This is a genomic window from Hydrogenophilus thermoluteolus (assembly GCF_003574215.1).
Classification (GTDB): Bacteria; Pseudomonadota; Gammaproteobacteria; order Burkholderiales; family Rhodocyclaceae; genus Hydrogenophilus; species Hydrogenophilus thermoluteolus.
In genome coordinates, this window is sequence record NZ_AP018559.1 from 16,694 (window position 1) to 39,656 (window position 22,963).

Consider the following 22,963-nt stretch of genomic DNA (forward strand, 5'->3'; position numbering starts at 1 on the left):
CTCACTGCAGGCCGAGGAGCTGAGCGCGGTAGATGTCGGAGGTAGCGGCGATGAGGCGTCTGGCCTTGATACCGCCCTTGCGTTTGACGGGATCGAGGCGGATGAGATTCAGGGTGATGTGCTTCAAGACGGCGAGATTGTGAGCAGCATGGCCGGTGCGAACGCGCATCTGATCATCGGCAAAGGCAACATCCATACACCAATGCAGGCGGTTCTCCACGGCCCAATGTGCGCGTACCGCCCGAGCCAGGCGGTGGGCATCGGCAGGCAGGCTGCTGATGTAGAAGCGGTGTTCAAGCGAGGTCTTGCCGTTGATACAGCGTTCCGTCTCGATCACTGCGAAGGATTTCAGGTCCGGCCATTGCTCGGGTCTGGCCAGGCAGTCCAGTTGATCAAAGGCATAGCAACGGCGCGTTTCCAGGCGGCCATGATCCTTCTCGACCGTTTCGGCCGCCGTGTGCGGGGTAAGTGTCGGGTGTGCCTGGAATTGGGCAAAGAAGTCTCGTATCGAAGCGACCAACGTCGGCTGATTATCCTTTACCGCCAGAACATAGTCTGCACCACGATCCCGGATGGTTTGGGCAATGTTGGCCTGGGTGCCCATCGCATCGATGGTGACGATGCAGCCTTCCAGCGCCAGCGTGGCCAGCAGTTCGGGAATCGCCGTCTTCTCGTTCGATTTCGCCGCTGTTGCCCGCTGCCCCAGCACCAAGCCCGCACCTGCGGCAAACGCGCTGACCAGGTGCAGTGGCGTGGCATCCACCTTGCCCGTGCGTCGGCTGGTCTTGCCGTCGACTGCCACCACCGTGTCTGCGCCCAGAGCCGGCAGGATCGCACCGACCCAGCGCCGGAACGCCGCTTCGAATTCCGTCGGATCGATCAGACCAAACAGCCGTCCGAAGGTGTCGTGCGAGGGAATGCCGGCCTCCAGCCTGAGGTAGCGGCGCAGCCACTCCAGCTTCTCCTTTGCCCACAGCTCGATCTCGACGAAGGTGTCGGCGCCAACCAGCACCGCATTGACCGCCACTACCAACAGTTCGACCAGGTCGTGTTTGACCTTGCCCGCTTGCCTCGGATCACGGATCGATACGAATACATCCGCCAACCGCAGCCTGTTCCCCGTCTCCATGGGCCACCCCAAAAAGACAGAAAACTACACAAATCAAGACACTGTGTATAGCCCCCTTGGCAACCCATTGATTGTGAACGACTATTTCAGCAGTCCACGACAGTGGCATTCATGCGATTGCCCTGTCGAGCGTTGGCTCGATCGGGTGCTCGATGCGCACACGCTCGACGAAGTCTTTGCCGAGTAACGCGACCGCTTGGACGGTCACGCGGTGACCGTCAGAAAATTCTCCAGCGCGACACCCTGGTTACGTCACAATCAACAACACAATCCACAGTTTTTGTGGATTTCCCGCATCGTGGCCATCGTTTCTCGCCAGCACAGCGAATCGATTGCGGAGGAGGTCCGGCGCATTCGGCGCTGATTAAAGATATACGGGACACAAGCGGTCCATCTTTGATAGGTCGTCGAGATTGCATTCTTGTCTGAGGGTGGCGAAGCGGTCGGCATGATGGATCGTGACCGGTAGGCGAGGGTGGCGATACAGGGAGGCGCCATGAATCCGGCTCAAGAGAATGACCTGTTGGGCAAGCGTCTCCAGGTCTGTTTCGCCATAGCGTTTGCGAAGGCGCAAGGGGTGAACGGTGACCGATTGGCCCCACTTCGACCCGAGTTCGTCGCCGCTATAGGTAGAGACGATCAGTTCGTCTAGTCCCGTCAGTACAAAAGCGTCGCCCACTTCTGGGTTGCGGAAGTTTTTTTCCTTGTTGGGGCCGATCGTTCGGCGATAGAGAGGCGGGGCGCCGCTTTTGACGACTTCGAGCACATCTATGCCCACATCATGCGTTTTTTCGAACTCCTTGATAACCGAAAGCGATTCGAAGAAACGACCGTCTCGATGCAGGGCGATCCGCTTCGGTGTTCTGCCTTGATGGGCTTTCTTGAAGGATTGCAGGCTTCTTTCGAGGAGTTCTTTCAGCACCTCGTCGCTGACACGCTCGCCCCGTTGCGCTTCGGCAAGCTGCCAGCCCAGTTGCGCACCTTCTCGGGTAAACAAGAAGGCGATTCCAGGCAGTCGTTGCCCCGTACCCCCCAGATCTAGCCCGATGAACAATTCGGTGTCGCCGGGCATCTCGTCGATGGCGCAGATCATGCCTCCCGCTTTGCTGAATAGGCCTGCGGCAAGGTTGTTGTAGTAAGGGTCTTGATAGGTCCTCGCAGGGTGATCGAGGCGCATGAACTGGGTCGCCATGCCGTAACCAAAGGCGATATCCCGTATGCGGCGCTTGTCGGCCGGTTTCCCGAGTGCAATCAGAAGGATCTTGTCGGATAACGACTCCCCGACAAGATACGCTTCCAGTTCCTCGGCGTCTTTGAAATGGATGGATTCTGTCCACGCAGGTTTCGTGCCGCCCGACCAGCGGTCGCAGATCTCTTTGACTTTGCGGAAATGGCGCTGTGCGCTTGCGATTTCGGCCGGCTCTGCGCCAACGGTCATAGGAACGATGCACTTGCGGTTCATGCCTCGGTACGCCCCCAGTAGCAGGACCGCTTTCTCGTTGTCGGCGCATTTTCCTTGGGCGAACTTGAGGCGCACGGTAGGCTTCAAGGAGCGGGTTCGTTTTTCCAGATCTTCGATGGTGCGCAGGGCGGCGTTCCAGTGGGGGATCTCAATGCCGCGGGCCATTTTGGTCGCAGCGTGCAGACGGTCATGAACCGACCATTTGAGGCGACTGGCGATTTGGTTGAGCAAAGGGCTGTCGATCTGTTGCAGCGTCTCGAAATCGAATATCGGCTGGAGGAGAGAGGCCAAATGATGCCTTGGCGGTGTCCTCGTGTCGTAGCGTACCGTCACCACCCAGGTTTTTCTGGCGAGCTCCTCTTCATCTTTGGGGATGTTCCCCGCCTTGCGGTGGTAATCGAAATAGGTGGTCTCCCCTTCTGCGGTGTGAAACGTGCTCATTGGGGTCATCCCTTCGGCAACCCCGAGCCATTCGGCAGTCAAATATCCTTTTCCCGGTAGCTCGTAGCGGTGCTTCACCCGGCGAATGCCGTTGATTTCCAGCCACTGCGGCCTGCGGCGAATCACCCAGTCCATGGTGATATTCGGTGTGGGAATGAGGCGATGGCGTACGTTGAAGGTAATGAGCGCCGTGCCGTCTGGAAGGAGTTCGGGGATCAGGGTGACCGTCTTGAACGCTTCGAGATAGGTACCGCGAATCGGGACGCGATCGGATGGGGTCAATTCTCTCAGTTCGACGCGGTCGTCAGTCCCATAGCCCGCCTCCATACTGTTTCCTTTGCTTTTGGCCAGAGCCATCGCACCTTGCATCAGCGACTGATTGAGCAGCCGTTGGATGGCTTCGCGCTCGCAAGGGTTCTCGCTTCTGAGCACTACGACGCGCTCGTCGATGACTCGGCACTTGAGGCCCTTCCAGTCGGAAAACCGTACGTTCAGCGGAACCAACGACACCACGTTCCAGGCATCCAGGTTGGTGATGGGGACACGGCCGTTGGCATAGCGGAGCTGATTCGCCGCACGTCGAATCCTTCTGAATGGGTCTTCTTCGGTTGGGTTGGCAAAGCTCGGTCCGTCAGGTTGCTGGTCGAAGATCACGCGGTATGCGTAAGCTTTGACCGCGTCCAGTTTGCGGTCTAGCGCCAAGGCAGCGATACCGATCTGACCAAGGTCGGCGCTTCCTTCCCTCTCTGTCATCGACGCGTTCCTACTGTTCGTGTATCCAAAAAAAACCATGAATTCCCAGAGATTATTTTGCATGAAATTCATGTTTTTTTGAACGTGCGCTTTGACCGGTACTGCCGCAGTCTCACTTCGACCGAGGTGTGCCACCTATCACACGATACACACCGTCCGAGTTGCCGACGGAGAGGGTGGCACTCTCCTTGACGACACGTTCGACACTAAAGTAATGTAGTGCTACGCACTACTTGTGGGAAACCCGATGAAAACGATTTCTGCCGGCGACGCCAATCGCCACTTTTCCAGCGTGCTACGCGATGTTGCAACCGGCGAGGTCGTGACCGTGCTGTCGCGCGGTAAGCCTGTGGCCACCATTTCCCCCGCCCATTCTGGCGAGCCCGAACGTGAATCGGCCAAGCGCGCTTTACTCGAGCGGCTGCGTCAACAAAAACCCAGCGGTACTCGCAATTGGACGCGCGATGAACTGTACGAGGGCTGATCGGTGAGAGTCGCCCTCGACACCAACATCCTGGCCTATGCCGAAGGGATCGGCGATGAACGACGTTGCCGTATGGCCATCCAATTGGTCGAGCAACTGCCCAGCAATGAAGTGGTGCTGCCGGCTCAAACGTTGGGAGAACTCTCTCGGGTTCTGACGAGCAAAGCCAAACGCTCTGCCGAGCAGACGCGCGAAGCCGTGTTGAGTTGGGCAGACAGCTTTGCAGTGGTCGACTCCACCTGGGGTGCTTTCCAGTCGGCGCTGGATCTGATCGTCGACCATCAGCTGCCCATATGGGACGCCCTGATCCTAGCCGTCGCTGCAGAGAACCGCTGCCGATTGCTGCTCTCGGAAGATTTTCACGATGGCTTTACCTGGCGCGGCGTCACCGTGGCCAACCCGTTCGTCGCGTCGTGTTCGCCGCTGCTCATCCGGTTGTTGCGCATCACAAAGTGACCTCTCACCGCCCTATCGGACGAGACTCCCCGCTTCTTAGGCCGCAGCCATTCCAAGGCGGCAGGGACGTCACCCATCAGCAACGGACGTTTGTAGGTAGTCCCGCGTTCATTTACCAAACAGACCCTGCTCGAGGGCATGAAAGATCGCCATGTTGATGATCGCCGCCCGGGTCTGGCCAGTACGCTGCGCCGTTTCATCGACCCGGCGTAGCAGCTCGGGCGCAATCGTCAGGGTGATCTGACGCTTACGTCCTTTAGGCACACCTTTGTCGTAGGGCTCGTCGGCCAAAGACTTGGCATCGGGCGCTCCCTGGATGAACGCATCGACCGCTTCGTTCTGGATACGTGGTTTCTGACGAATAGCCATGTTTTTTACCTCTAATTTCATTGCTTTTGGATAGTAAATAGCGATGAAATGACGCTTTCTAACTCAGCAATGGCTTTCGAATCCTTCGGCGTGAGTTCGCTGACGCAAAGCCCTGCTCCGCACGCATTGGCAAAAGCTTTCCGTCTCCGAACGGGCGTAGGCAGATAGACGAATTGAGGAAACGCTGCGACCGCTTGTGCAGCCTCCTCATTGTCATCCGAACGCGATCCAGGGTCTGCCTGGTTGAGCACGGCGTACGCCACAAGGCCGTCTCGAATACTTCTGGCTTCGTCGATCAGTTTGGCCATGTCCTCGAGCGCCCACACATCAAAAGAACGCGGCGCAAAGGGAACCAACAAAACGTCCGAGAGAACGAGCGCGGCACGCAACGCGGTTGAATCCCGCCCGCCAGCATCGATCACGATCTCTTCCCATTTGCCGCGTTGTTGTTGTACCTGCGCCCGCAACGTCGGTCCATCGGGGTAGTGTGCACAGGAAATGCCAGGCGATCGCCCGGATTCGGCTCGTGCCGAAACCGCTGCGGCGGCGGTTCCCTGACGGTCTGCATCGATCAGCCAGACATCGCGACCGGCAAGTGCCCGGGCGATCGCGATCTGAAATGCAAGAGTGGTCTTGCCGACCCCGCCTTTGGTGTTTCCGACTGTCAGGATCATTTTACAATTCTTTTAGAGTGAAAAGAAATAGGAATTAACTTTCTATTGGATTATTTTACCTCTATTCACCAATCACCCTGTTCCGCGTCACGAGCATTCAGGTTGCGCAGCAAACGGATATCCACTTGGAAATCTTGAGGCTCTCCGATCACAATCTGCGCAAAATCTGGGTGATTCGGATTGAGTAGGAAGTTCCGCTCTCCCGGGACGACGGCACTAGGAACGTTCAGAATGGCCGTCTGCCCACCCTTGAGCCAGGCTAGACCCAATGCTTGCAACATATCTCTTGCGCCAAGAGTTCGCCAGTCGCTCGGGAGGTCCTGAACCTCGATGACCGTTTGCGCAAGCGCATCAGGGATGTACGCAGGAATGAAGACGTAATGCGCCCTCAAAGCGGCGTCTTGGACCATCAGTTCGAGCAGAGCCAATGATTGGGATTCAGCGGTATAGACGACTGGCCAGCCTTTCGGATTCCAACGCCCACCATAGCGCCTGGCGCCTTCGCCACTGAAGGCAGAATTGACGAAACGCGCAGTCGTGATACGCCAGACCGTGCGCATCACGCAAATACTCCGTGCTCGATCCGACCCAGGGCATCGAGCACACTGTCGGCTCCTATATCGGTATCCAAGAGTGAAATAGGTGCTTCGCCTCCAAGCGCTGCGTTAGGGCTCCTCAACCACTCGAGTGCTGCCTCTTTGTCTTCGAAAACAGCTTCTGCCCGCTCGACCACACGGGCAAAACGTACGAGCTTCGCTGACTCATCAGGCGAGAGCACGCCTTCGCGCTTGCGCCGGGCAAGCGTGCGCTCGGGGATACCCAGTGCGCGGGCGAGCTCACTTTGCGTGATCCGCGTCAGTCGCACGATCGCATCTACCGAAGCCGAAGGAAGCCCCCGACGGACCAAAGGGATCCAATCCAGACTCAAGCGAGGCCGAGTACGAAGTACAGCCTCACCACCGAGGAGGTCTGCCGCCGAAACAACCGAAGAAGACAATCGTGCCGTTGTCATCGCACCACCCCATAAAAAGACAATTGGCATTCAAGTATAGTCAAAAGCGGCAGAAATCGGGGAGGTGATGAACACAAAAAAGTAAAGAGTAAAAGCAAATTATAAAAAATCAAAAAAACATGCAAAAATATATGAAAATACAATTAAAATACACTTTTATTCGCCAGTTGCCGTCGGATTGCATCGATGTGACGTAACGCGGTTTCGCGATCGGCGATCTCGAGACTTTTGGGAGGCGTTACCCCCAAAACCTTGGCCACATTGGACACATACGGCCGACGGTTTCCAGGTATACGCTGGATCGCCTCTCGGATCGCGTCCCGGCCAACGGTGTCGATAAGCCACCGCAGCGTTCGCCGGTCCCGTTCGTTCTCAACGATCACGCCCAAGTCTTCCATCATCGCCTCCACTGTAGTGGCTTCGCGCGTGCTCGCGCTTCGCCAGATGCGCCCCCTTCGCCGTGCTCGGCTCCGGGGGCGGGGGGACGGCGCGGTGCTCCGCGCCTCGCTCGCGTGCTCGCGAGCGCCCCCATGAGTTTTTGATATCTCTTCTCTCCTTACCCCACCTCTAGGGAACGCCCCCCACGGGGCGGGTATACAAGTTGCGGAAAAGCATCATTCGAGAATTTTTCTCATTTGCACCATCTCAACGCTGTTCTGTAATCCACCCCTAATGCTTCTGCGATCTTCCGATAACTCATCCCCTGCGCCCTCAATCCCCGCGCTCTGGCGGTTTTTTCTGCGTTCCCCTAGTTTGACTGTGTCACAAAATTTTTCTTCACCCCCTACCTACGCGCTCTCCCGCAGCAGGGACACCTCAAGAGCTGTCGGGCGATGTGTTGGGCAATCCAATAGCGAATCGTTGCGATCGAGTCGGGTACGTGGCGTTGTGCCCTTGGGGCTTCCCCGGGGGACGTACCAGTGGGGTAAGGCAGGCGCTTGTGGGAAAAGACCGTTTTTTTTATCCCGGCCTTTGAGTCGTTGCAGGAGCAGAAACCCGTAGGCGGCAATCGTGAGCGTAGCATGGTGGTGAAACCCGCGCCAGTTGCGCCCTTCGTAGTGGCCAAGCCCCACTTCCTGTTTGAGTTCGCGGTAATCGCGCTCGATGCGCCAGCGCATCTTGACGGTATGAACCAGCTGCGTCAATGGGTAGGTCTCGGGAAGCGTGCAGAGAAAGTAGTGGCTCGGTTCGCTTTCCGTTTCCGGCCATTCGATGAGCAGCCACTCGGGTTCGCGAAGGGTGGATCGCCAATAGTCACGGTGCGCGGCTCGTACCCGCACCGCCGCAAAGCGTGAGCGCAACACCCCATTGCTGCCTTCGCGCCAGGTGACCGTCCGGTAGGCGCTCTGCGGAAGGCTCAGTGCCAGCGCCTTGACCGATACCGGTTCGTGCCCAGGGCTACGACGCAGGTTTTTGGCCGGTCGCCCCCGTCCTGTGTACGGTTCCGGTTGTAAGGGTTCGACCCCAGGCGGCCACACGGTGGTCGCTTCCCGTACCGCTACCGCGTAGCGAAGACCCCACGCGGTGAGTTGATCGCGAAAATGGGTGGTGTCGCCATAAACCGCATCGGCAAGTACGACCCCAGGGGGAACGCCTGCGGCAAGCGCCTCCGAGATCTGACTGAGTGCGATTTCGGGTTTCGTCGCAAACGTCACCGTTTCCGGCACCCCCGCTTTGTTGCGCCGCTCGGGGTCATTGGCCCACGCTTCGGGTAGGTAGAGACGAAAGGCAATCGGTAGGCTTCCTTTCTCGCTTGCCAAAGAGAGCGACACAGCGACCTGGCAGTTTTCGTTTTTACCCACCTGCCCGCAGTATTGCCGGGCAACGCCCACCGAGTGGCGACCCTGTTTGGGAATGCCGGTCTCATCGACGATCCAGTAGCACGCCTCATCGAGTGCCAGGTGCGGAGCGACGATTTCGCGCACTTTGCGCAATACCGCTTCGTCCGACCACGGAGATTTCGCCACGAAGTGGTGTAGCGCCTGATGCTTGGCCTGAACCCGCTCAGGGTCAAGGTGCGCGGCAATCGGTTCGATGCTTTTGCGCGCAATCGGCAAAAGAAGCCCCCGGCAGTAGTCCTTGAGCCCCGCATGTCGATCGGCGTGGCCCAGCACCTCAGTAAGCTCTGTGAGGTAGCACTCCAGTTCATCGATTGGTGTCATCGGGGGGCTCCTTCGGAAGGGGTCAAGATAGGAAGAGTCTAGCATCTTTTTTGACACAGTCAAATTAGGGACACACTGATTTATTCGCAGATCGATGGGCCGAACTCATCCCTGACATGCGAGAATTGAAGTACTGACATTTGATAGGCACTTGACGATGCAAGCGAGCTTTTCCGAACTTGAATATGCGAGCAAGAAGAAAGTGACGCGGCGTGACCGGTTTCTTGCTCAAATCGACGCGGTAACGCCTTGGTCGGCGCTGGTGGCTGAGATCGAACCGTTCTACCCGAAGGGAACCGGACGAGGCCGGCCGCCGATTGGCGTGGAACGCATGCTGCGCATGTATATTGCCCAGCAGTGCTTCGGATTGTCCGATGAAGGGATCGAAGACGCCATCTACGACAGCCAGGCCATCCGGCGCTTCGTTGGCATCGACCTGTCGCGGGAGTCTGCGCCCGATGCCACCACCCTGCTCAAGTTTCGCCGCCTGCTGGAAACGCACCATCTGACCGAGCGCATCTTCGCCGCCATCAATACCGTGCTGGCGCAGAAGGGTTTGATCCTCAAGGAAGGCACGGTCGTTGATGCCACGATCATCGCCGCACCGTCCTCGACCAAGAACCGAAGCGGCAAGCGCGATCCGGAAATGCATCAAACCAAGAAGGGCAATCAGTGGTACTTTGGCATGAAAGCCCACATTGGCGTCGATGCCGAAACCGGCATCACCCACACGCTGGTGACCACCCCGGCCAACACCAATGATGTCACCCAAGCCCATGCCCTGCTGCATGGAGAAGAGAAAGTGGCCTTTGGCGATGCGGGCTACCAGGGCGTCGAGAAGCGGCAAGAGAACCGCAACGGCAAGGTTCGATGGGAAGTCGCGATGCGTCCGGGCAAACGCAAGGCGCTGCCGAAGACGGCGATGGGCAGATTGATCGACAAGATCGAGCAACTCAAGGCAAGCGTGCGTGCCAAGGTCGAGCACCCGTTTCACATCGTCAAGAACCTCTTCGGCATGAAGAAGGTACGCTACAAGGGATTGGCGAAGAACACTGCGCAGCTCTACACGCTCTTTGGGTTGGCGAATCTGCTGATCGCCAAGCGGCAATTGTTTGCGCTCAACGCCCAAGGTGCGTCCTGAGAGGGGCGAAATGAGGAAATTCGCCGAGAAACGGGGCGAAAGCCAGCCGAAAATGGCGGCAAAAAAGACATTTCTTGCCCACCAAAGTGTGATTGTCGAAGGGATACGGTCACTCTCGCTCATTTCCAGTCAAATGCTGATTTGTTCAGCGTGTCCTTAGCATCACCTGCAAGGTATCCTGGTCCACGGGGTACCTCCTTCCTAATCCTGGTACCCCCCCCTTTTATACACAAACCCCTACACATAATTCCTTACACGACCCTACAAGGTAGCCCTTCGGGCTGACCATGGATAAACTTCCCGTCGTCCACCAGGAGGTGGAGCTTGGGGCCGTGGAAGTAGACCCGTTTGCTGGGGATGAAGCCGCGGTAGGCCTTGTCTGGGGTCAGCCCTGCAGGGGCTATCTTGCAAAGGCGGGAGCGGGGGGCGCGGATATTCTCGCAGGCGGGGAGGGGGAAGGTGTCCAAGGCGTAGGCCTGGGCCTGGTGGAGGTTTTTCCAGGCCTGGGCTAGGAGGTGGGTCAGCCCCGAAGGGGCTATCTTGCGAAGGGGGAGGAAGAAGGGGTATAGGGCGTGGAGTCTGCGGTTGAAGCGACTTGGGGAGGGGACGTAGGTAAAGAGGCGCAGGTCTTTGGCGAGGGCCAGGGCCTTGTTGTGCTTGCCGCCCAGTTCCATGGCGGCCAGGATGGCGAGGGTCAGGATGGCGGAGGCTGGGGTCTTGGCTTGGGGGTCGTCTTTGTAGCCCAGGGCCTGGAGGGCATCGTCTATAATGCAAAAGGCCGCTATGATGCGCGACAGCATAGCGGCCACTATTTTTTCAGGCCTCGGGATAGGTAGCAACTTGGGTTATGATAGACTCTACATCATGGTACCCGACAAGCTTCTCCTCACCACGCCGAACCCGATCGAGGAGCGCATCGAGGCCCTCCGCGAACTCTTCCCTGAGGCCTTCAAGGAGGGGAGGCTCGACCTGGAGACCTTCAAGCTGCTGCTCGGCGAGAGGGTGGAAACGGGGCGGGAGCGCTACGGGCTGTCATGGGCCGGGAAGTCCGAGGCCATCCGCGCGGTGCAAATCCCCAGCAGCGGGACCCTGCGGCCCAGGCGGGATCAGTCCGTAGGCTTCGACACCACCGAGAACGTGATCATCGAGGGGGATAACCTCGAGGTGCTCAAGCTGCTGCAGCAGGCCTACCACGGCAAGGTCAAGCTGATCTACATTGACCCCCCGTACAACACCGGCAACGACTTCGTATACCCCGACGACTTCCGGGAGGGCGTCCGGCAGTACCTTCGCTTCACCGGGCAACTCTCCGAGGATGGGGTCAGGCTGACCACCGCACCCGAAGAAGGAGGACGAATCCACAGCAGGTGGCTGTCCATGATGTACCCCCGGCTGCAACTCGCCCGAAGCCTCCTGCGGGACGACGGGGTGATTTTCGTCAGCATTGACGACCATGAGCTGCACAACCTCCGGGCGATCATGGACGAGATTTTCGGGGAGGAGAACTTCCTCGCCACCGTTCTTTGGCAGAAAAAGTATGCCCCCTCGAATGACACCACCGATTTTTCCTACACCCATGACTATCTGCTCTCCTACGTGAAGTCTCGCCGGTTCAACGAGCAAGGGAAAGCCGTGGCGACGCTCAAACGAATGGAGCGCACGGAAGAGCAGAACCGGCTTTATAAAAACCCTGACAATGACCCCAGAGGGCCGTGGATGTCTGGGGACTATACGTGCAACAAGACAGCGGAACAGCGGCCCAACCTTTACTATCCGATCATTCATCCCAAGACCGGCAAGGAGATATGGCCGAGCCGAACTGCCGTTTGGCGCTACAGCAGAGAAAGGCACGAACAAAATGTTAGAGAAGGCCGTGTCTGGTGGGGGCTGAACCAAGAAAATGAAACACCCCGCTATAAGCGCTACTTGAGTGAGGTTGCAGGGGTAGTGGCCGATACTTGGTGGGAGCATACCGACGTCGGGCACACCGACGAAGCGAAGAAAGAATTCAAGGCGTTGTTCGGGGAGGACGCCGACGCCTTCGATACGCCCAAGCCGGTGAGGTTGCTCAAGCGGCTGCTTCAGCTCGCTACCGAGCCCGATGCCGGGGATATCGTCCTTGATTTCTTCGCGGGGTCAGGCACGCTGGGTCAGGCCGTGCTGGAGATGAACCAGGAGGATGGGGGCAACCGGAGGTTCGTCCTCGTCCAGCTACCCGAACCCACCCGCAACCCCAACTATCCGACCATCAGCAGCGTGACTCGAGGCCGGGTGCAAAAAGCGGCGGAGCGCATCAGGTCGGGGGAGGAAAAATCAGCAGTCCGGCTCTTGGAGCCGGACGGCCAGGACTTGGGCTTCAGGGTCTTCAGCCTGGATACCAGCAACTTCAAGCTCTGGGACGGCGAGGCCGAGGACATTCAGGGCCAGCTCGAGGCGCTCGTGGATAACCTCGTCGAGGGGCGCAGCCAGGAGGACGTGCTCTTCGAGCTGTTGCTCAAGGCCGGTCTGCCTCTATCCTCGAAGATTCAGGAACAGGAGATCCAGGGACAAAAGGTGTACTCGGTGGCGGAGGGGCAGTTGCTGGTCTGCCTCGAGCGGCCCATCCGGGCCGAGACCCTGCGGGCGATGATGGCCCTGGAGCCTAAGCCCCTTCAGGTGGTGTGCCTGGACGTGGCCTTCTCGGGCGACGACGCGCTCAAGACCAACATCGCCCTGGAGATGCGGGACCGGGGCATCCGCTTCCGCACGGTGTAAACATGAAGATCAAGTTCGAGAGCGACCAGGAGTACCAGCTCGAGGCCATCCGGGCGGTGACGGGGGTATTCGAAGGGCAGCCCTTGGGCGAGGGGCTCTACACCCTGAGCATGGAGTCCGACGAACTCTACGGCATCGCCGCCTACGCTAACCAACTGCTGCTCAGCCCGGAGGCTGTGCTGGAGAACGTCCGCCGGGTGCAAGAAGCAAACGGGCTGCCCCTGAGCGAGCGGCTCGAGGCCATCGAGATCCCCGATGGCGGCATCGCGCTCAACTTCTCGGTGGAGATGGAGACCGGGACCGGCAAAACCTACGTCTACCTCCGCACTATCTACGAGCTGCACCACCTCTACGGCTTCAAGAAGTTCATCGTCGCCGTGCCCAACGTCGCCATCCGGGAGGGGGTGCTCTCGAACCTGCGCCTCACCAAGGAGCACTTCGGCGCCCTCTACGGCAACGTGCCGGTGGATTATTGGGTCTACGACTCCAAGCAGGTCTCGCGGCTGCGCTCCTTCGCCACCGAGAGCACCCTGCAAATCCTCATCATCAACATCGACGCCTTCAACAAGCCGGGCAACAACGTTATTTTTCTCCCCAACGACCGGCTCTCGGGCTTCCGCCCCATCGAGTTCATCCGGGCGGCGCACCCGATCGTCATCGTGGACGAGCCGCAGAACTTCGAGAGCGACCTGGCGAAACGGGCCTTGGCAAGCCTGAACCCCCTCTGCACGCTGCGTTACTCGGCCACCCACCGCAACCCCTACAACCTGCTCTACCGGCTCGACCCGGTACGGGCCTACGACCTCGGGCTGGTCAAGCAGATCGAGGTGACGTCGGTGCTCGAGGAGGAGAACTTCAACGTTCCCTACCTGAAGCTGAAGGAGGTCAAGGCCACCAAAAGCAGCATCAGCGCGAAAGCAGAGCTCGACGTTTGGGACGGGAGCGCCACCAAGCGCAAATCCGTGACCCTCAAGCAGGGCTCCGACCTTTACGAGCTGTCGGGGGGGCGGGAGCTGTACCGGGGCTACGTGGTGGACGAGATCGACGCGGGCTTCAAGTACGTGAGTTTCGCCAATGGGGTGCGTTTGGAGGAGGGGCAGGAGCAGGGGGTGGGCGCCGACGCGCTCATGCGGGCACAGATCCGCGAAACCGTGCGGGAACACCTGAACAAGGAACTCGCCGTCGCGCGGTTGCCGGAGGGACAGCGCCTCAAGGTGCTGTCCCTGTTCTTCATCGACCGGGTGGCCAACTACCGGGGCGAAGACGCCAAGTTCCGGCGCTGGTTCGAGGAGGCCTACCTCGAGCTTTCCGCGCTCCCGGCCTACGCCTCCTTGAACCTTCCCCCGGTGGAGCAGGTGCACGGGGGCTACTTCGCCGAGGACAGGACGGGGTGGAAGGACACCTCGGGCAACACCCAGGCCGACGAGGAGGCCTACGAGAAGATCATGCGCGATAAGGAGCGGCTCTTGTCGCTGGAGGAGCCCTTGCGCTTCATCTTCAGCCACTCGGCCTTGCGCGAGGGCTGGGACAACCCCAACGTGTTCCAGATCTGCACGCTCAACGAGACCCGCTCCGAGATCAAGAAACGCCAGGAGATCGGGCGGGGTCTGCGCCTGCCGGTGCGCGAGAACGGGGAACGCTCGTTCGACGCCCGGGTCAACCGGCTGACCGTCATCGCCAACGAGAGCTACAGGGACTTCGCCAAGGCCCTGCAGACCGAGATCGAGGAAGAGACCGGCATCGCCTTCGGGCAGGAGCGCATCAAAAACAGCCGCGAGCGGCGCACCCTCAAGCTCAAGAAGGGCTGGGAGCTCAACGAGGACTTCCGCGCGCTCTGGGAACGGATCAAGCACCACACCCGCTACCGGGTGGAGTTCGACACCGAGGACCTGGTGCGGCGGGCCGCCAAGGCCATCCGGGAGATGCCGAAGGTCGAGCGCCCGCGTTACCGCATCGAGAAGGGGCGCATCGTCCGGCTTGGCAAAGACCTCGAGACCGAACTCGCCAGGGTCAACACCGAAGACCCGGACTTCCGCCCCGCCGTCCCCGACCTGCTGGCCTACCTCCAGCGCGAGACCGAGCTGACCCGCGGCACCCTGGCCCGCATCCTCAAGGAGTCGGGGCGGCTGGCGGATGCCAAGGTGAACCCCCAGCAGTTCATCGACTTGGCCCTGTCTGCCGTCAGGAACACCCTCGAGGAGCTGATGGTGGAGGGCATCAAGTACGAACGGCTCGAGGGACAGGCCTACGACATGATGCTCTTCGAGAGCAAGGAACTCATCGGCTATCTGGACAAAATCGTCGAGGTGAGCAATTCCATCTACGACGGGGTGATCTTCCAGTCGGAGGTCGAGCGGGGCTTCGCCGAAGCCCTGGACAGGCGCGAGGACGTGAAGCTCTTCGTCAAGCTGCCCGACTGGTTCGAGGTGGACACCCCGCTGGGCAAGTACCGCCCCGACTGGGCCGTGGTCATGGTGGACGGTGAGCAGGAGAAGCTCTACTTCATCTGCGAGACCAAGGGCAGCAAGGACGTGACCAAGCTGCGCGTCAGCGAGCGCCTCAAGATCGAGAGCGGCAGGGCCCATTTCCGGGAGCTCGAGGTCCCTTACGTCGTGGAGACCTCCGCGGCCGAGCTGAGCCCCGAGCGCGTCCGATCGAGCTGCCAAGGTAGCGAATGACACCTGCCCGTCCCGGCTGACCGTGTTTGGCACGGAAAACAGGCCGGGGCAGTGGGCCCTTAGCCTTTCCGCGCATTCTCCCCCTCCGCAGTGAGCCGGATGACCTCGGGCAGGGGCTTGCCCTCGGCCATGGCCTTAGCCCCCTTAACCCAAAAGGTATGCTCCACGGCCGGGAGTTGGGGTCGTGTCAAGATTTATGTGTAAGCGTCTGTGTACGGGGGGCATACCTCTCCAGAAGCATCTTCTCCAGCACTTCCCGCACCTCAGCAAAGCCCTTCAATCGCCGCTCAGACCACCTCCCCTCCTGACGCTCCGCCTCCAAGTAAAGGAGCTTAAACACAGACTCGGGTCGGGGGAACTTATGATCCCGCACCTTCGTCCCACGCCTCACCAGAACGCTAGCCCTGCGGGCTGAGCCCGGATGAACCTCTCCATCAGGTTGGTGCTCCGCAGATAGGGCCAGAGCACCTGGGGGTAATCGTGGAAACGGAGCAGAGCCCCCGAGTTCTCCCACCAGGAGGCCACCAGGGAAGGGTACCTGGCACCCCAGGCCTCCCTCAGCCTCTCCAAAGCACCCAGGGCTTCCTGTCGGCTCCCCGCCATGTACACCCCCTTCAGGTCTTGGGCCAAAAGAGCCCTGTCCCGGGAACGCACCTGCCCCAGGCTAGAGCGCACCATGTGCACCACGCACCGCTGCCACCCCGCCATGGGATAAACCCTCCTGATGGCCTCCTCTATCCCAGGTAGACCATCGGTGACCAACAGCAACACCCGCCTTAGCCCCCTTTCCCAAAGCTCCTTCAGCACCTCCCCCCAGGCATGGGCGTTCTCCGTGGGAAGGAGCCAGAAGCCCAGAACCTGCCTCTCCCCTTTGGGGGTCACCCCCAGGGCCACGTATACGGCCGCCCTCTCCACCCCAAGTCCCTCCCTGAGCACCTTCAAGAAAAAGCCATCCAGGTAAACAAAGGCCATCTCCTCCGGCAAAGGCCGCTTCTGGAAAGCCTCGGCCGCTTCCAGCACCTGGTCGGTGATGGCGCTGATGGTTTCGTGGGTGTACCGGTGGCCCAGCAAGAGGCTCATCACCTCCGCCGCTTTGCGTTGACTCACCCCAGCGGCGTAAAGGGCAATGGCCACCTCCCCCACGTCCACCTGACGGCGGGCATAGGGTTGTGTCAACACCGACCACAATTGACCGCTTTTCACCGATTCGAGATGTCCGGTTTTCAACGGAATGCTGCTTGGCTGCCCAGGCCGTAGGTGGTGGGCTACCTGTCTCCTTCTGGTTGGGGTAGGTTGGCCGCTTTGGTCAGGAGCCCGGCTTTGCGCTTTTCCTTGAGCCGGAAGCTCTCGCCCTTGATGTTGAGGGTGGTGGCATGATGCAGCAGCCGGTCGAGAATGGCCGTGGCCACCACTTGGTCGGCAAAGATCTCGCCCCAGTCGGCAAACCATTAGGGTCGAGTTTGCTGGACCGAATCCCGCTTCACCGTCGCGGAGGTGGCCCACCGCGCCACAGCGCACGACGCACGGTTCGCTCCGAGCATCCCACTTCTTCGGCAATCTCACGGAGATAACACCCCTTTTCTCGCATTTCGCGTATCATGAGCCAGTCCTCTCGGTTGAGCATGGCGCTTTCCTTGCTTCTTGACACAACACAAGGATGCACCAGCTTTGTCGGGAGGACATCTCAAACCGGTGTTTTGCGGACATTTACCATCGGTGCTGACACATCACCTGGTGACCACTCCTGCCAACGTCCATGACGTGACCCAGGCACACGCCCTGGTGCATGGCGAAGAGAGCGACGTATATGCCGATGCGGGCTATCGAGGCGTTGACAGGCGTGCTGAGACCCAAGGGTTGAAGATATGTTGGCACGTTGCACTGCGCGCGGGAAAACGAAGCGCGCTCTGCGACGAAACCGCACGACTTGCCGAGCGGCGCAAAGCGAGCATTCGCGCGAAAGTCGAGCACGCGTTTCACATCGTCAAGAACCGCTTTGGCCATCGCAAGGTGCGTTACAAGGGGCTTGCGAAGAACACGGCGCAACTTTTTACCCTCTTTGCGCTGGCGAACCTTTTTCTCGTCAAGCGGCGACTTTTGGCACAACACGGCCAAATTGCGTCCTGATTCCCGGAAAAAGCCGGGATGAGGGGCGCCACTGCGGGAAAAACGGCGCGAATCGGAGAAAAAACGCCCGCTTTTGGGCCCGCTTTTGGGGTTACGAAGGTCAGCATCGCACAATCAACTCGCGATGCGGTAGTGGAACAACAAAAATCGATTTGTTCAGGGATTCCCTAGATCTGATCGTCGACCATCAGCTGCCAATATGGGATGCCCTGATCCTGGCCGTCGCTGCAGAGAACCGCTGCCGATTGCTGTTCTCGGAAGATTTTCACGATGGCTTTACCTGGCGCGGCGTCACCGTGGTCAACCCGTTCGTCGCGTCGCGTTCGCCGCTACTCAGCCGATTGTTGCGCATCACAAAGTGACCTCTCACCGCCCTATCGGACGAGACTCCCCGCTTCTTAGGCCGCAGCCATGCCATGGTGGCTGGCACGGCGGCACGCAGGTTTGGTCGTCACAAGGAGCGCGACACAGCATTGATCCTGATCGCGTTCCGGCATGGACTCATGGTGGGCGAACTGATCCATGCGTACCTGGGCCACCGGTTTCAGCATACAGTCGCTACACCGTGCGCCTCAGGCGCTACCCAGCAACAACCATACACCCGTCGCCAGCAGCGGCAGGCCGAGTAGGCCGCGCCGTTCGCCCAGACGCTTTTTCGCGACACAACCAAGCGTCATCCCGGAAAGCTGCAGCACGAGGCTCGCTAGCACCAACCCGAGTACATAGTTCGACAGCGGCGTGCCCGGCGGCATCTCAACACCGTGGGCGTAGCCATGCAGGCCCGCCAGCACCATGACCAGCATCCCGGTCAATCCCGGCACCGCGCGCAGGACACCCACAAGTACCCCGCCCATCACCAACAGCGACCCCGCTAGCAGCAGTTCCAGACCGGGCAAAGCGCCTCCTGTAGCAGCCCACAACACGCCCAACACCATAGCAGTCAGAGCCGCCACGGACCCGATCCAACGCCGCGACAGCATAGAGGCCCAAATGCCGACACCGATCATCAACAGTAGGTGATCGGCACCGCTGAAAGGGTGCAGCAGCCCCGCCAGCAAAGCCGGCGCCTCAATATGGCCAGGGTGAGCGAGCGCCACGCCCGGCAGAGACAAGAAGGCAACGAGGGAAGAAAATATGAAATGGCGTGCGTTCATGATGAAGTCTCCTGTATCAGATCAGCGCTGCAGCGCAACGTCGGCATCGGTGCCCGTGAGCAGACCCTGGGTTTCGATGAAGGCGATGATCTCGTCGAGGCCTTTACCGGTCTTGAGATTGCTGAAGATGAAAGGCCGTTCGCCGCGCATTTTCTTCGCGTCGCGCTCCATCACCTCCAGAGACGCGCCCACCATTGGTGCCAAATCGATCTTATTGATCACCAACAGATCTGACTTAGTGATGCCCGGTCCGCCCTTGCGCGGAATTTTGTCGCCGGCCGCCACGTCGATCACATAGATCGTCAGGTCAGATAGTTCCGGGCTGAAGGTAGCCGCCAGATTGTCACCACCGCTCTCCACGAACACGAGGTCCAGATCGGGGAAGGCTGTATTGAGCCGCGCCACGGCTTCAAGATTGATGGAGGCATCCTCGCGTATCGCCGTGTGCGGGCAGCCGCCAGTCTCCACGCCAAGAATTCGCTCCGGCGCCAATGCTTCATTACGCACCAAAAACTGCGCATCCTCCGCCGTGTAAATATCGTTGGTCACAACACCAAGCTGATATCGTTCACGCAAGGCACGGCACAGAGCCAGGATCAGCGCGGTCTTGCCGGATCCAACCGGGCCGCCGATGCCAACGCGCAATGGGCCAGCACGCAGGAGTTGTGTCTGCTTCATATCGTCTCCTATGAGCGAAACAGTCGGGTGTATTGAGTTTCGTGTTGGCAACTGGCAATAGCTAAGCCCGGCGCAAAATTGCTCCACTCCGCTTCGTCGAGATTCACCGCCTCAGCAGCGATCTGCTCCACCGCGGCGCCCAGATGCAGCAGCAAGCGCTGGCCTGCGCTCTGCCCTAGCGGCACGATCTTCACGGCCGCCATCACCTGATTCTCGGCCCAGGCCCAAAGATAGGCGGTCAGCGCCTGGCACGGCGGAATGCACCAGGCTGCAGCAATACAGCCCCACACTACCGGGAAGCTCAATTCGTCGATCTCGCGTAGCCCAGCGCGTTTCTTCGCCGGCACGTCCTGCAGTGCTTCCAACAGCAGGTGCAGGGAATGGCCCATCTGAAGGGTCTCATTGCGCAGTTCGCTGCTCTCACGGCTGGCGACGAAGCGCTCGTTCAACGCGGACAGAAGTCCCCAGTCGTCTGCTTCCGCTGCTGCCATCACGCGAACCAGAAGCGGCGCCTCAAAGCTGCCGACACTGGCTCGCAATACCCCGCCGATCCACTCGCCGGCCGTTGCTTCGTCGCGTACCACACCGCATTCCGCTGCCAACTCCAGGCCCTGGGAATAACTGTAGGCGCCCACAGGCAGGGCAGGGCTGGCCAGCTGCAGCAAACGCGATAGAACAAAGGCAGTCATGGGTGCGCCCCGTACTGATGAATCTTGGAGAGCGCCGACGAATGCCCATGCTGATGACCAAGAGCATAGGCGCCAGCCTCTGGCTCGAATGGGGCCTGCAATTGAGTCGGTCTCAAGCCCAGCCCTTCGAGCATAGTCTGAAGAACCGAATCGGCGGCGAGACGCAGCCAACCTGCTCCCACTTGCACTGGTATGTGGCGATTGCCGAGATGGTAAGCGGCTCGAGCCAGCAACGTCGCATCGTCGGTGCGCACCTCGATCAGCTGCTCTAGAGCAGCCACCACCTCGACAATGCGCCCGTCGTTGCCGCGCAGCCGGTCACCACCACGCAGAATGACGCCGCGCTCCAGGAACAGCCCCACCTCCTCGCCGCTCGCCAGCTTGGTTCGCAAGCGGCTTTTGCAGCGCAGCTCGAAGGGCAGGATCAAATACTCCTGGGATGGCTCGTTGCCGGTGTAGCGTTGTTCGATGACAATCATGATCAGAATAAAAAGTAACGTTGCGCCATGGGCAGGACTTGCGCTGGTTCGCACACCAACAGCTCGCCGTCCACCCGCACGGCATAGGTTTCAGGATCGACCTCCACATGCGGCAGGGCATCGTTGTGCACCATGTCGCGCTTCGAGATCTGTCTAGTGTTCTTCACTGCTACCAGCGGTTTGCTCAAACCCAATTCTTCGCCAATGCCCGCTGCCAGCGCAAACTGAGAGACAAAGGTCACGGAAGTGTTCAAGGCCCCGCCGTAGGCTCCGAACATGGGCCGGTAGTGCACCGGCTGTGGCGTAGGAATGGAGGCGTTGGCATCGCCCATGGGCGCCGCGGCAATCATGCCTCCCTTGATGATAAGCGCGGGCTTCACACCGAAGAATGCCGGCTTCCACAACACCAGGTCAGCCAACTTGCCCACTTCAACCGAGCCGACCAAATGACTGATACCATGGGCGATGGCCGGATTGATGGTGTACTTGGCCACGTAGCGTTTCACGCGGAAGTTGTCATGACGCGCCGTGTCCTGTGGCAGCGTGCCGCGCTGCACCTTCATCTTGTGCGCTGTTTGCCAGGTGCGAATTACCACCTCGCCCACGCGGCCCATGGCCTGAGAATCGCTGGAAATCATGCTGATAGCACCGAGATCATGCAGGATGTCCTCCGCCGCGATGGTTTCACGTCGTATGCGCGACTCAGCGAAGGCGATATCCTCTTCGATAGCCGGATCCAGGTGGTGGCACACCATGAGCATATCCAGATGCTCGTCGATGGTGTTTACTGTGTAGGGCCGCGTCGGGTTGGTGGAGGACGGCAGCACGTTGGCCTCGCCGCAGACCTTGATGATGTCTGGTGCGTGGCCGCCGCCAGCGCCTTCGGTATGGTAGGTGTGGATGGTGCGGCCTTTGAATGCGGCGATAGTGGTTTCGACGAACCCGGATTCGTTCAGGGTGTCGGTGTGGATCGCCACCTGAACGTCCATCTCCTCAGCCACCGCTAGGCAATTGTCGATGGCGGCAGGTGTAGTGCCCCAGTCTTCGTGCAGCTTGAGACCGATGGCCCCTGCGCGAATCTGCTCCCGTGCTGGCTCGGGCAGGCTAACGTTGCCCTTGCCAAGAAAGCCCAAGTTCATGGGGAAGGCATCGGCCGCCCGCAGCATTTGCTTTATATGCCAAGGACCCGGCGTGCAGGTGGTAGCGCAGGTGCCTGTGGCCGGGCCGGTGCCGCCACCGATCATGGTGGTCACGCCCGACATCAACGCCTCCTCGATCTGCTGTGGACAGATGAAATGGATGTGGCTGTCGATGCCGCCGGCGGTAAGGATCAAGCCCTCGCCCGCGATCACTTCAGTACCGGCGCCGATCGGAATGGTCACGCCGGGCTGGATGTCCGGATTACCAGCCTTGCCGATGCCCCAGATGCGACCGTCCTTGATCGCCACGTCGGCCTTGACGATGCCCCAGTGGTCTACGATCAGCGCGTTGGTGATAACCGTGTCCGCAACCTTGTCAGACGTAAGCTGACACTGACCCATGCCGTCGCGGATGACCTTTCCGCCGCCGAACTTGACTTCCTCGCCGTACAGGGTGAAGTCCTTTTCCACCTCGATCCAAAGCTCTGTGTCCGCCAAGCGGACGCGATCGCCAGTGGTCGGACCGAACATTTCCGCATAAGCGCGGCGCGAGAGTGTCGTCATTCGAGCGCCCCCATCACCTTACCGGCGAAGCCGTACACTTTGCGCGCACCAGCCAGCGCCACCAGTTCCACCGTGCGCGTCTGGCCCGGCTCGAAGCGCACCGCGGTGCCAGCTGGAATGTTGAGGCGAAAGCCATATGCGGCCTGTCGGTCGAAAACCAGTGCCGCGTTGGTTTCGAAAAAATGGTAGTGCGAGCCTATCTGAATCGGGCGGTCGCCAGTGTTGGCCACTTTCAGCTTCACCGTAGTGCGGCCGACGTTGATGGCAATATCGCCAGGCTGGGTATCAATTTCGCCAGGAATCATGTCATCTCCTCACACAATTGGATTGTGGACAGTGACCAGCTTCGTGCCATCAGGAAAAGTGGCTTCCACCTGCACTTCCGTAATCATTTCCGCCACGCCATCCATCACATCGGCACGGGTCAGCAAGGTCGCGCCATAGCTCATCAGTTCGGCCACTGTCCGACCCTCGCGCGCGCCTTCAATAATCGCCGCCGAGATATAGGCTACGGCTTCCGGATAGTTGAGCTTGAGGCCCTTTTCCTTGCGCCGCTCAGCCAACAGGCTGGCGACGAACAAGAGCAGCTTGTCTTTTTCCCGGGGGGTCAGTTCCATG

At 59.7% G+C, this 22,963-nt stretch carries 22 protein-coding genes and 4 pseudogenes; 6 read left to right on the top strand and 20 right to left on the bottom strand.

Features of this window, described 5'->3' with window-relative positions:
• Position 1: 1 nt before the first annotated feature.
• Positions 2–1,129, bottom strand: a complete 1,128-nt coding sequence (locus tag HPTL_RS10930; protein ID WP_119334443.1) for an ISAs1 family transposase — start codon at positions 1,127–1,129, stop codon at positions 2–4.
• Positions 1,130–1,493: 364 nt separating this feature from the next.
• On the bottom strand, positions 1,494–3,785 hold the full coding sequence (locus HPTL_RS10940) for a Piwi domain-containing protein (RefSeq protein ID WP_119336213.1): 2,292 nt from the start codon (positions 3,783–3,785) through the stop codon (positions 1,494–1,496).
• A 247-nt stretch (positions 3,786–4,032) separates the two neighbouring features.
• Here HPTL_RS10940 and HPTL_RS10945 point away from each other — a divergent pair, with 247 nt between their 5' ends.
• Both HPTL_RS10945 and HPTL_RS10950 read left to right on the top strand, forming a co-directional pair.
• Positions 4,033–4,269 (top strand): type II toxin-antitoxin system Phd/YefM family antitoxin, encoded by a 237-nt coding sequence (locus HPTL_RS10945; RefSeq protein ID WP_119336214.1) that lies wholly within the window; start codon positions 4,033–4,035, stop codon positions 4,267–4,269.
• A 3-nt stretch (positions 4,270–4,272) separates the two neighbouring features.
• Positions 4,273–4,725, top strand: a complete 453-nt coding sequence (locus HPTL_RS10950) for a PIN domain-containing protein (RefSeq protein ID WP_119336215.1) — start codon at positions 4,273–4,275, stop codon at positions 4,723–4,725.
• 108 nt (positions 4,726–4,833) lie between these two features.
• On the opposite strand, the gene HPTL_RS10955 is transcribed toward HPTL_RS10950, so the two are convergent.
• The 7 genes from HPTL_RS10955 to HPTL_RS10985 form a co-directional block, all read right to left on the bottom strand.
• A complete protein-coding gene (locus tag HPTL_RS10955; RefSeq protein WP_119336216.1) occupies positions 4,834–5,094 on the bottom strand; it encodes a ribbon-helix-helix protein, CopG family in 261 nt (86 codons plus the stop codon).
• A 17-nt stretch (positions 5,095–5,111) separates the two neighbouring features.
• A complete protein-coding gene (locus HPTL_RS10960) occupies positions 5,112–5,768 on the bottom strand; it encodes an AAA family ATPase (protein WP_119336217.1) in 657 nt (218 codons plus the stop codon).
• 65 nt (positions 5,769–5,833) lie between these two features.
• On the bottom strand, positions 5,834–6,328 hold the full coding sequence (locus tag HPTL_RS10965) for an RES family NAD+ phosphorylase (protein ID WP_119336218.1): 495 nt from the start codon (positions 6,326–6,328) through the stop codon (positions 5,834–5,836).
• A complete protein-coding gene (gene parS / locus HPTL_RS10970) occupies positions 6,328–6,780 on the bottom strand; it encodes a type II RES/Xre toxin-antitoxin system antitoxin (RefSeq protein ID WP_119336219.1) in 453 nt (150 codons plus the stop codon). Before parS ends, HPTL_RS10965 begins: the two co-directional genes overlap by 1 nt.
• Before the next feature lie 143 nt (positions 6,781–6,923).
• Positions 6,924–7,181, bottom strand: coding sequence for a cryptic plasmid protein A (locus tag HPTL_RS10975; protein WP_145981823.1), 258 nt, complete (start codon positions 7,179–7,181; stop codon positions 6,924–6,926).
• Between the two features lie 230 nt (positions 7,182–7,411).
• On the bottom strand, positions 7,412–7,495 hold the full coding sequence (locus HPTL_RS11685; RefSeq protein WP_119336221.1) for a helix-turn-helix domain-containing protein: 84 nt from the start codon (positions 7,493–7,495) through the stop codon (positions 7,412–7,414).
• Positions 7,496–7,568: 73 nt separating this feature from the next.
• Positions 7,569–8,942: an IS701 family transposase gene (locus tag HPTL_RS10985; RefSeq protein WP_232000044.1), complete on the bottom strand. Its 1,374-nt coding sequence runs from the start codon at positions 8,940–8,942 to the stop codon at positions 7,569–7,571.
• Positions 8,943–9,099: 157 nt separating this feature from the next.
• On the opposite strand from HPTL_RS10985, the gene HPTL_RS10990 reads away from it, so the two are divergent.
• Positions 9,100–10,083, top strand: coding sequence for an IS5 family transposase (locus HPTL_RS10990; RefSeq protein WP_119336222.1), 984 nt, complete (start codon positions 9,100–9,102; stop codon positions 10,081–10,083).
• Between the two features lie 287 nt (positions 10,084–10,370).
• Here HPTL_RS10990 and HPTL_RS10995 read toward each other — a convergent pair.
• Positions 10,371–10,883, bottom strand: a pseudogene (locus HPTL_RS10995) (IS982 family transposase); the annotation flags it as partial.
• A gap of 64 nt (positions 10,884–10,947) precedes the next feature.
• Between HPTL_RS10995 and HPTL_RS11000 the strand changes: the two are divergent.
• Both HPTL_RS11000 and HPTL_RS11005 read left to right on the top strand, forming a co-directional pair.
• Positions 10,948–12,837, top strand: coding sequence for a site-specific DNA-methyltransferase (locus tag HPTL_RS11000; RefSeq protein WP_119336223.1), 1,890 nt, complete (start codon positions 10,948–10,950; stop codon positions 12,835–12,837).
• 2 nt (positions 12,838–12,839) lie between these two features.
• Positions 12,840–15,515, top strand: coding sequence for a restriction endonuclease (locus tag HPTL_RS11005; protein ID WP_119336224.1), 2,676 nt, complete (start codon positions 12,840–12,842; stop codon positions 15,513–15,515).
• A 187-nt stretch (positions 15,516–15,702) separates the two neighbouring features.
• Here HPTL_RS11005 and HPTL_RS11010 read toward each other — a convergent pair.
• Together HPTL_RS11010 and HPTL_RS11015 are read right to left on the bottom strand one after the other, a co-directional pair.
• A pseudogene (locus tag HPTL_RS11010) lies at positions 15,703–16,685 on the bottom strand (IS256 family transposase); the annotation flags it as partial.
• Between the two features lie 95 nt (positions 16,686–16,780).
• A pseudogene (locus HPTL_RS11015) lies at positions 16,781–16,960 on the bottom strand (ATP-binding protein); the annotation flags it as partial.
• A 268-nt stretch (positions 16,961–17,228) separates the two neighbouring features.
• Here HPTL_RS11015 and HPTL_RS11025 point away from each other — a divergent pair.
• Positions 17,229–17,642 (top strand): annotated as a pseudogene (locus HPTL_RS11025) (transposase); the annotation flags it as partial.
• A 398-nt stretch (positions 17,643–18,040) separates the two neighbouring features.
• Here the strand turns inward: HPTL_RS11025 and HPTL_RS11315 are convergent.
• Genes HPTL_RS11315 through ureA form a run of 8 tightly spaced genes read right to left on the bottom strand, consistent with a single transcriptional unit; the run spans position 18,041 to position 22,962 of the window.
• Complete coding sequence (locus HPTL_RS11315; protein WP_170141368.1) at positions 18,041–18,193, bottom strand: hypothetical protein; 153 nt, start codon at positions 18,191–18,193, stop codon at positions 18,041–18,043.
• A gap of 21 nt (positions 18,194–18,214) precedes the next feature.
• A complete protein-coding gene (locus HPTL_RS11035) occupies positions 18,215–18,796 on the bottom strand; it encodes a HupE/UreJ family protein (RefSeq protein ID WP_119336227.1) in 582 nt (193 codons plus the stop codon).
• A gap of 21 nt (positions 18,797–18,817) precedes the next feature.
• Positions 18,818–19,456 carry an urease accessory protein UreG gene (gene ureG, locus HPTL_RS11040; RefSeq protein ID WP_119336253.1) on the bottom strand — a complete coding sequence of 213 codons (639 nt, stop codon included), beginning with the start codon at positions 19,454–19,456 and terminating at the stop codon, positions 18,818–18,820.
• A gap of 26 nt (positions 19,457–19,482) precedes the next feature.
• Positions 19,483–20,163: an urease accessory protein UreF gene (locus HPTL_RS11045; protein WP_119336228.1), complete on the bottom strand. Its 681-nt coding sequence runs from the start codon at positions 20,161–20,163 to the stop codon at positions 19,483–19,485.
• A complete protein-coding gene (gene ureE / locus HPTL_RS11050; protein ID WP_119336229.1) occupies positions 20,160–20,642 on the bottom strand; it encodes an urease accessory protein UreE in 483 nt (160 codons plus the stop codon). The genes HPTL_RS11045 and ureE overlap by 4 nt, the downstream gene beginning before the upstream one ends.
• Before the next feature lie 2 nt (positions 20,643–20,644).
• Positions 20,645–22,345: an urease subunit alpha gene (gene ureC, locus HPTL_RS11055; RefSeq protein WP_119336230.1), complete on the bottom strand. Its 1,701-nt coding sequence runs from the start codon at positions 22,343–22,345 to the stop codon at positions 20,645–20,647.
• The gene (locus HPTL_RS11060; RefSeq protein ID WP_119336231.1) at positions 22,342–22,650 is read right to left on the bottom strand and encodes an urease subunit beta; all 309 of its coding nucleotides are present in this window, start codon (positions 22,648–22,650) and stop codon (positions 22,342–22,344) included. Before HPTL_RS11060 ends, ureC begins: the two co-directional genes overlap by 4 nt.
• Positions 22,651–22,659: 9 nt before the next feature.
• Positions 22,660–22,962 carry an urease subunit gamma gene (gene ureA, locus HPTL_RS11065; protein WP_119336232.1) on the bottom strand — a complete coding sequence of 101 codons (303 nt, stop codon included), beginning with the start codon at positions 22,960–22,962 and terminating at the stop codon, positions 22,660–22,662.
• Position 22,963 lies beyond the last annotated feature (1 nt).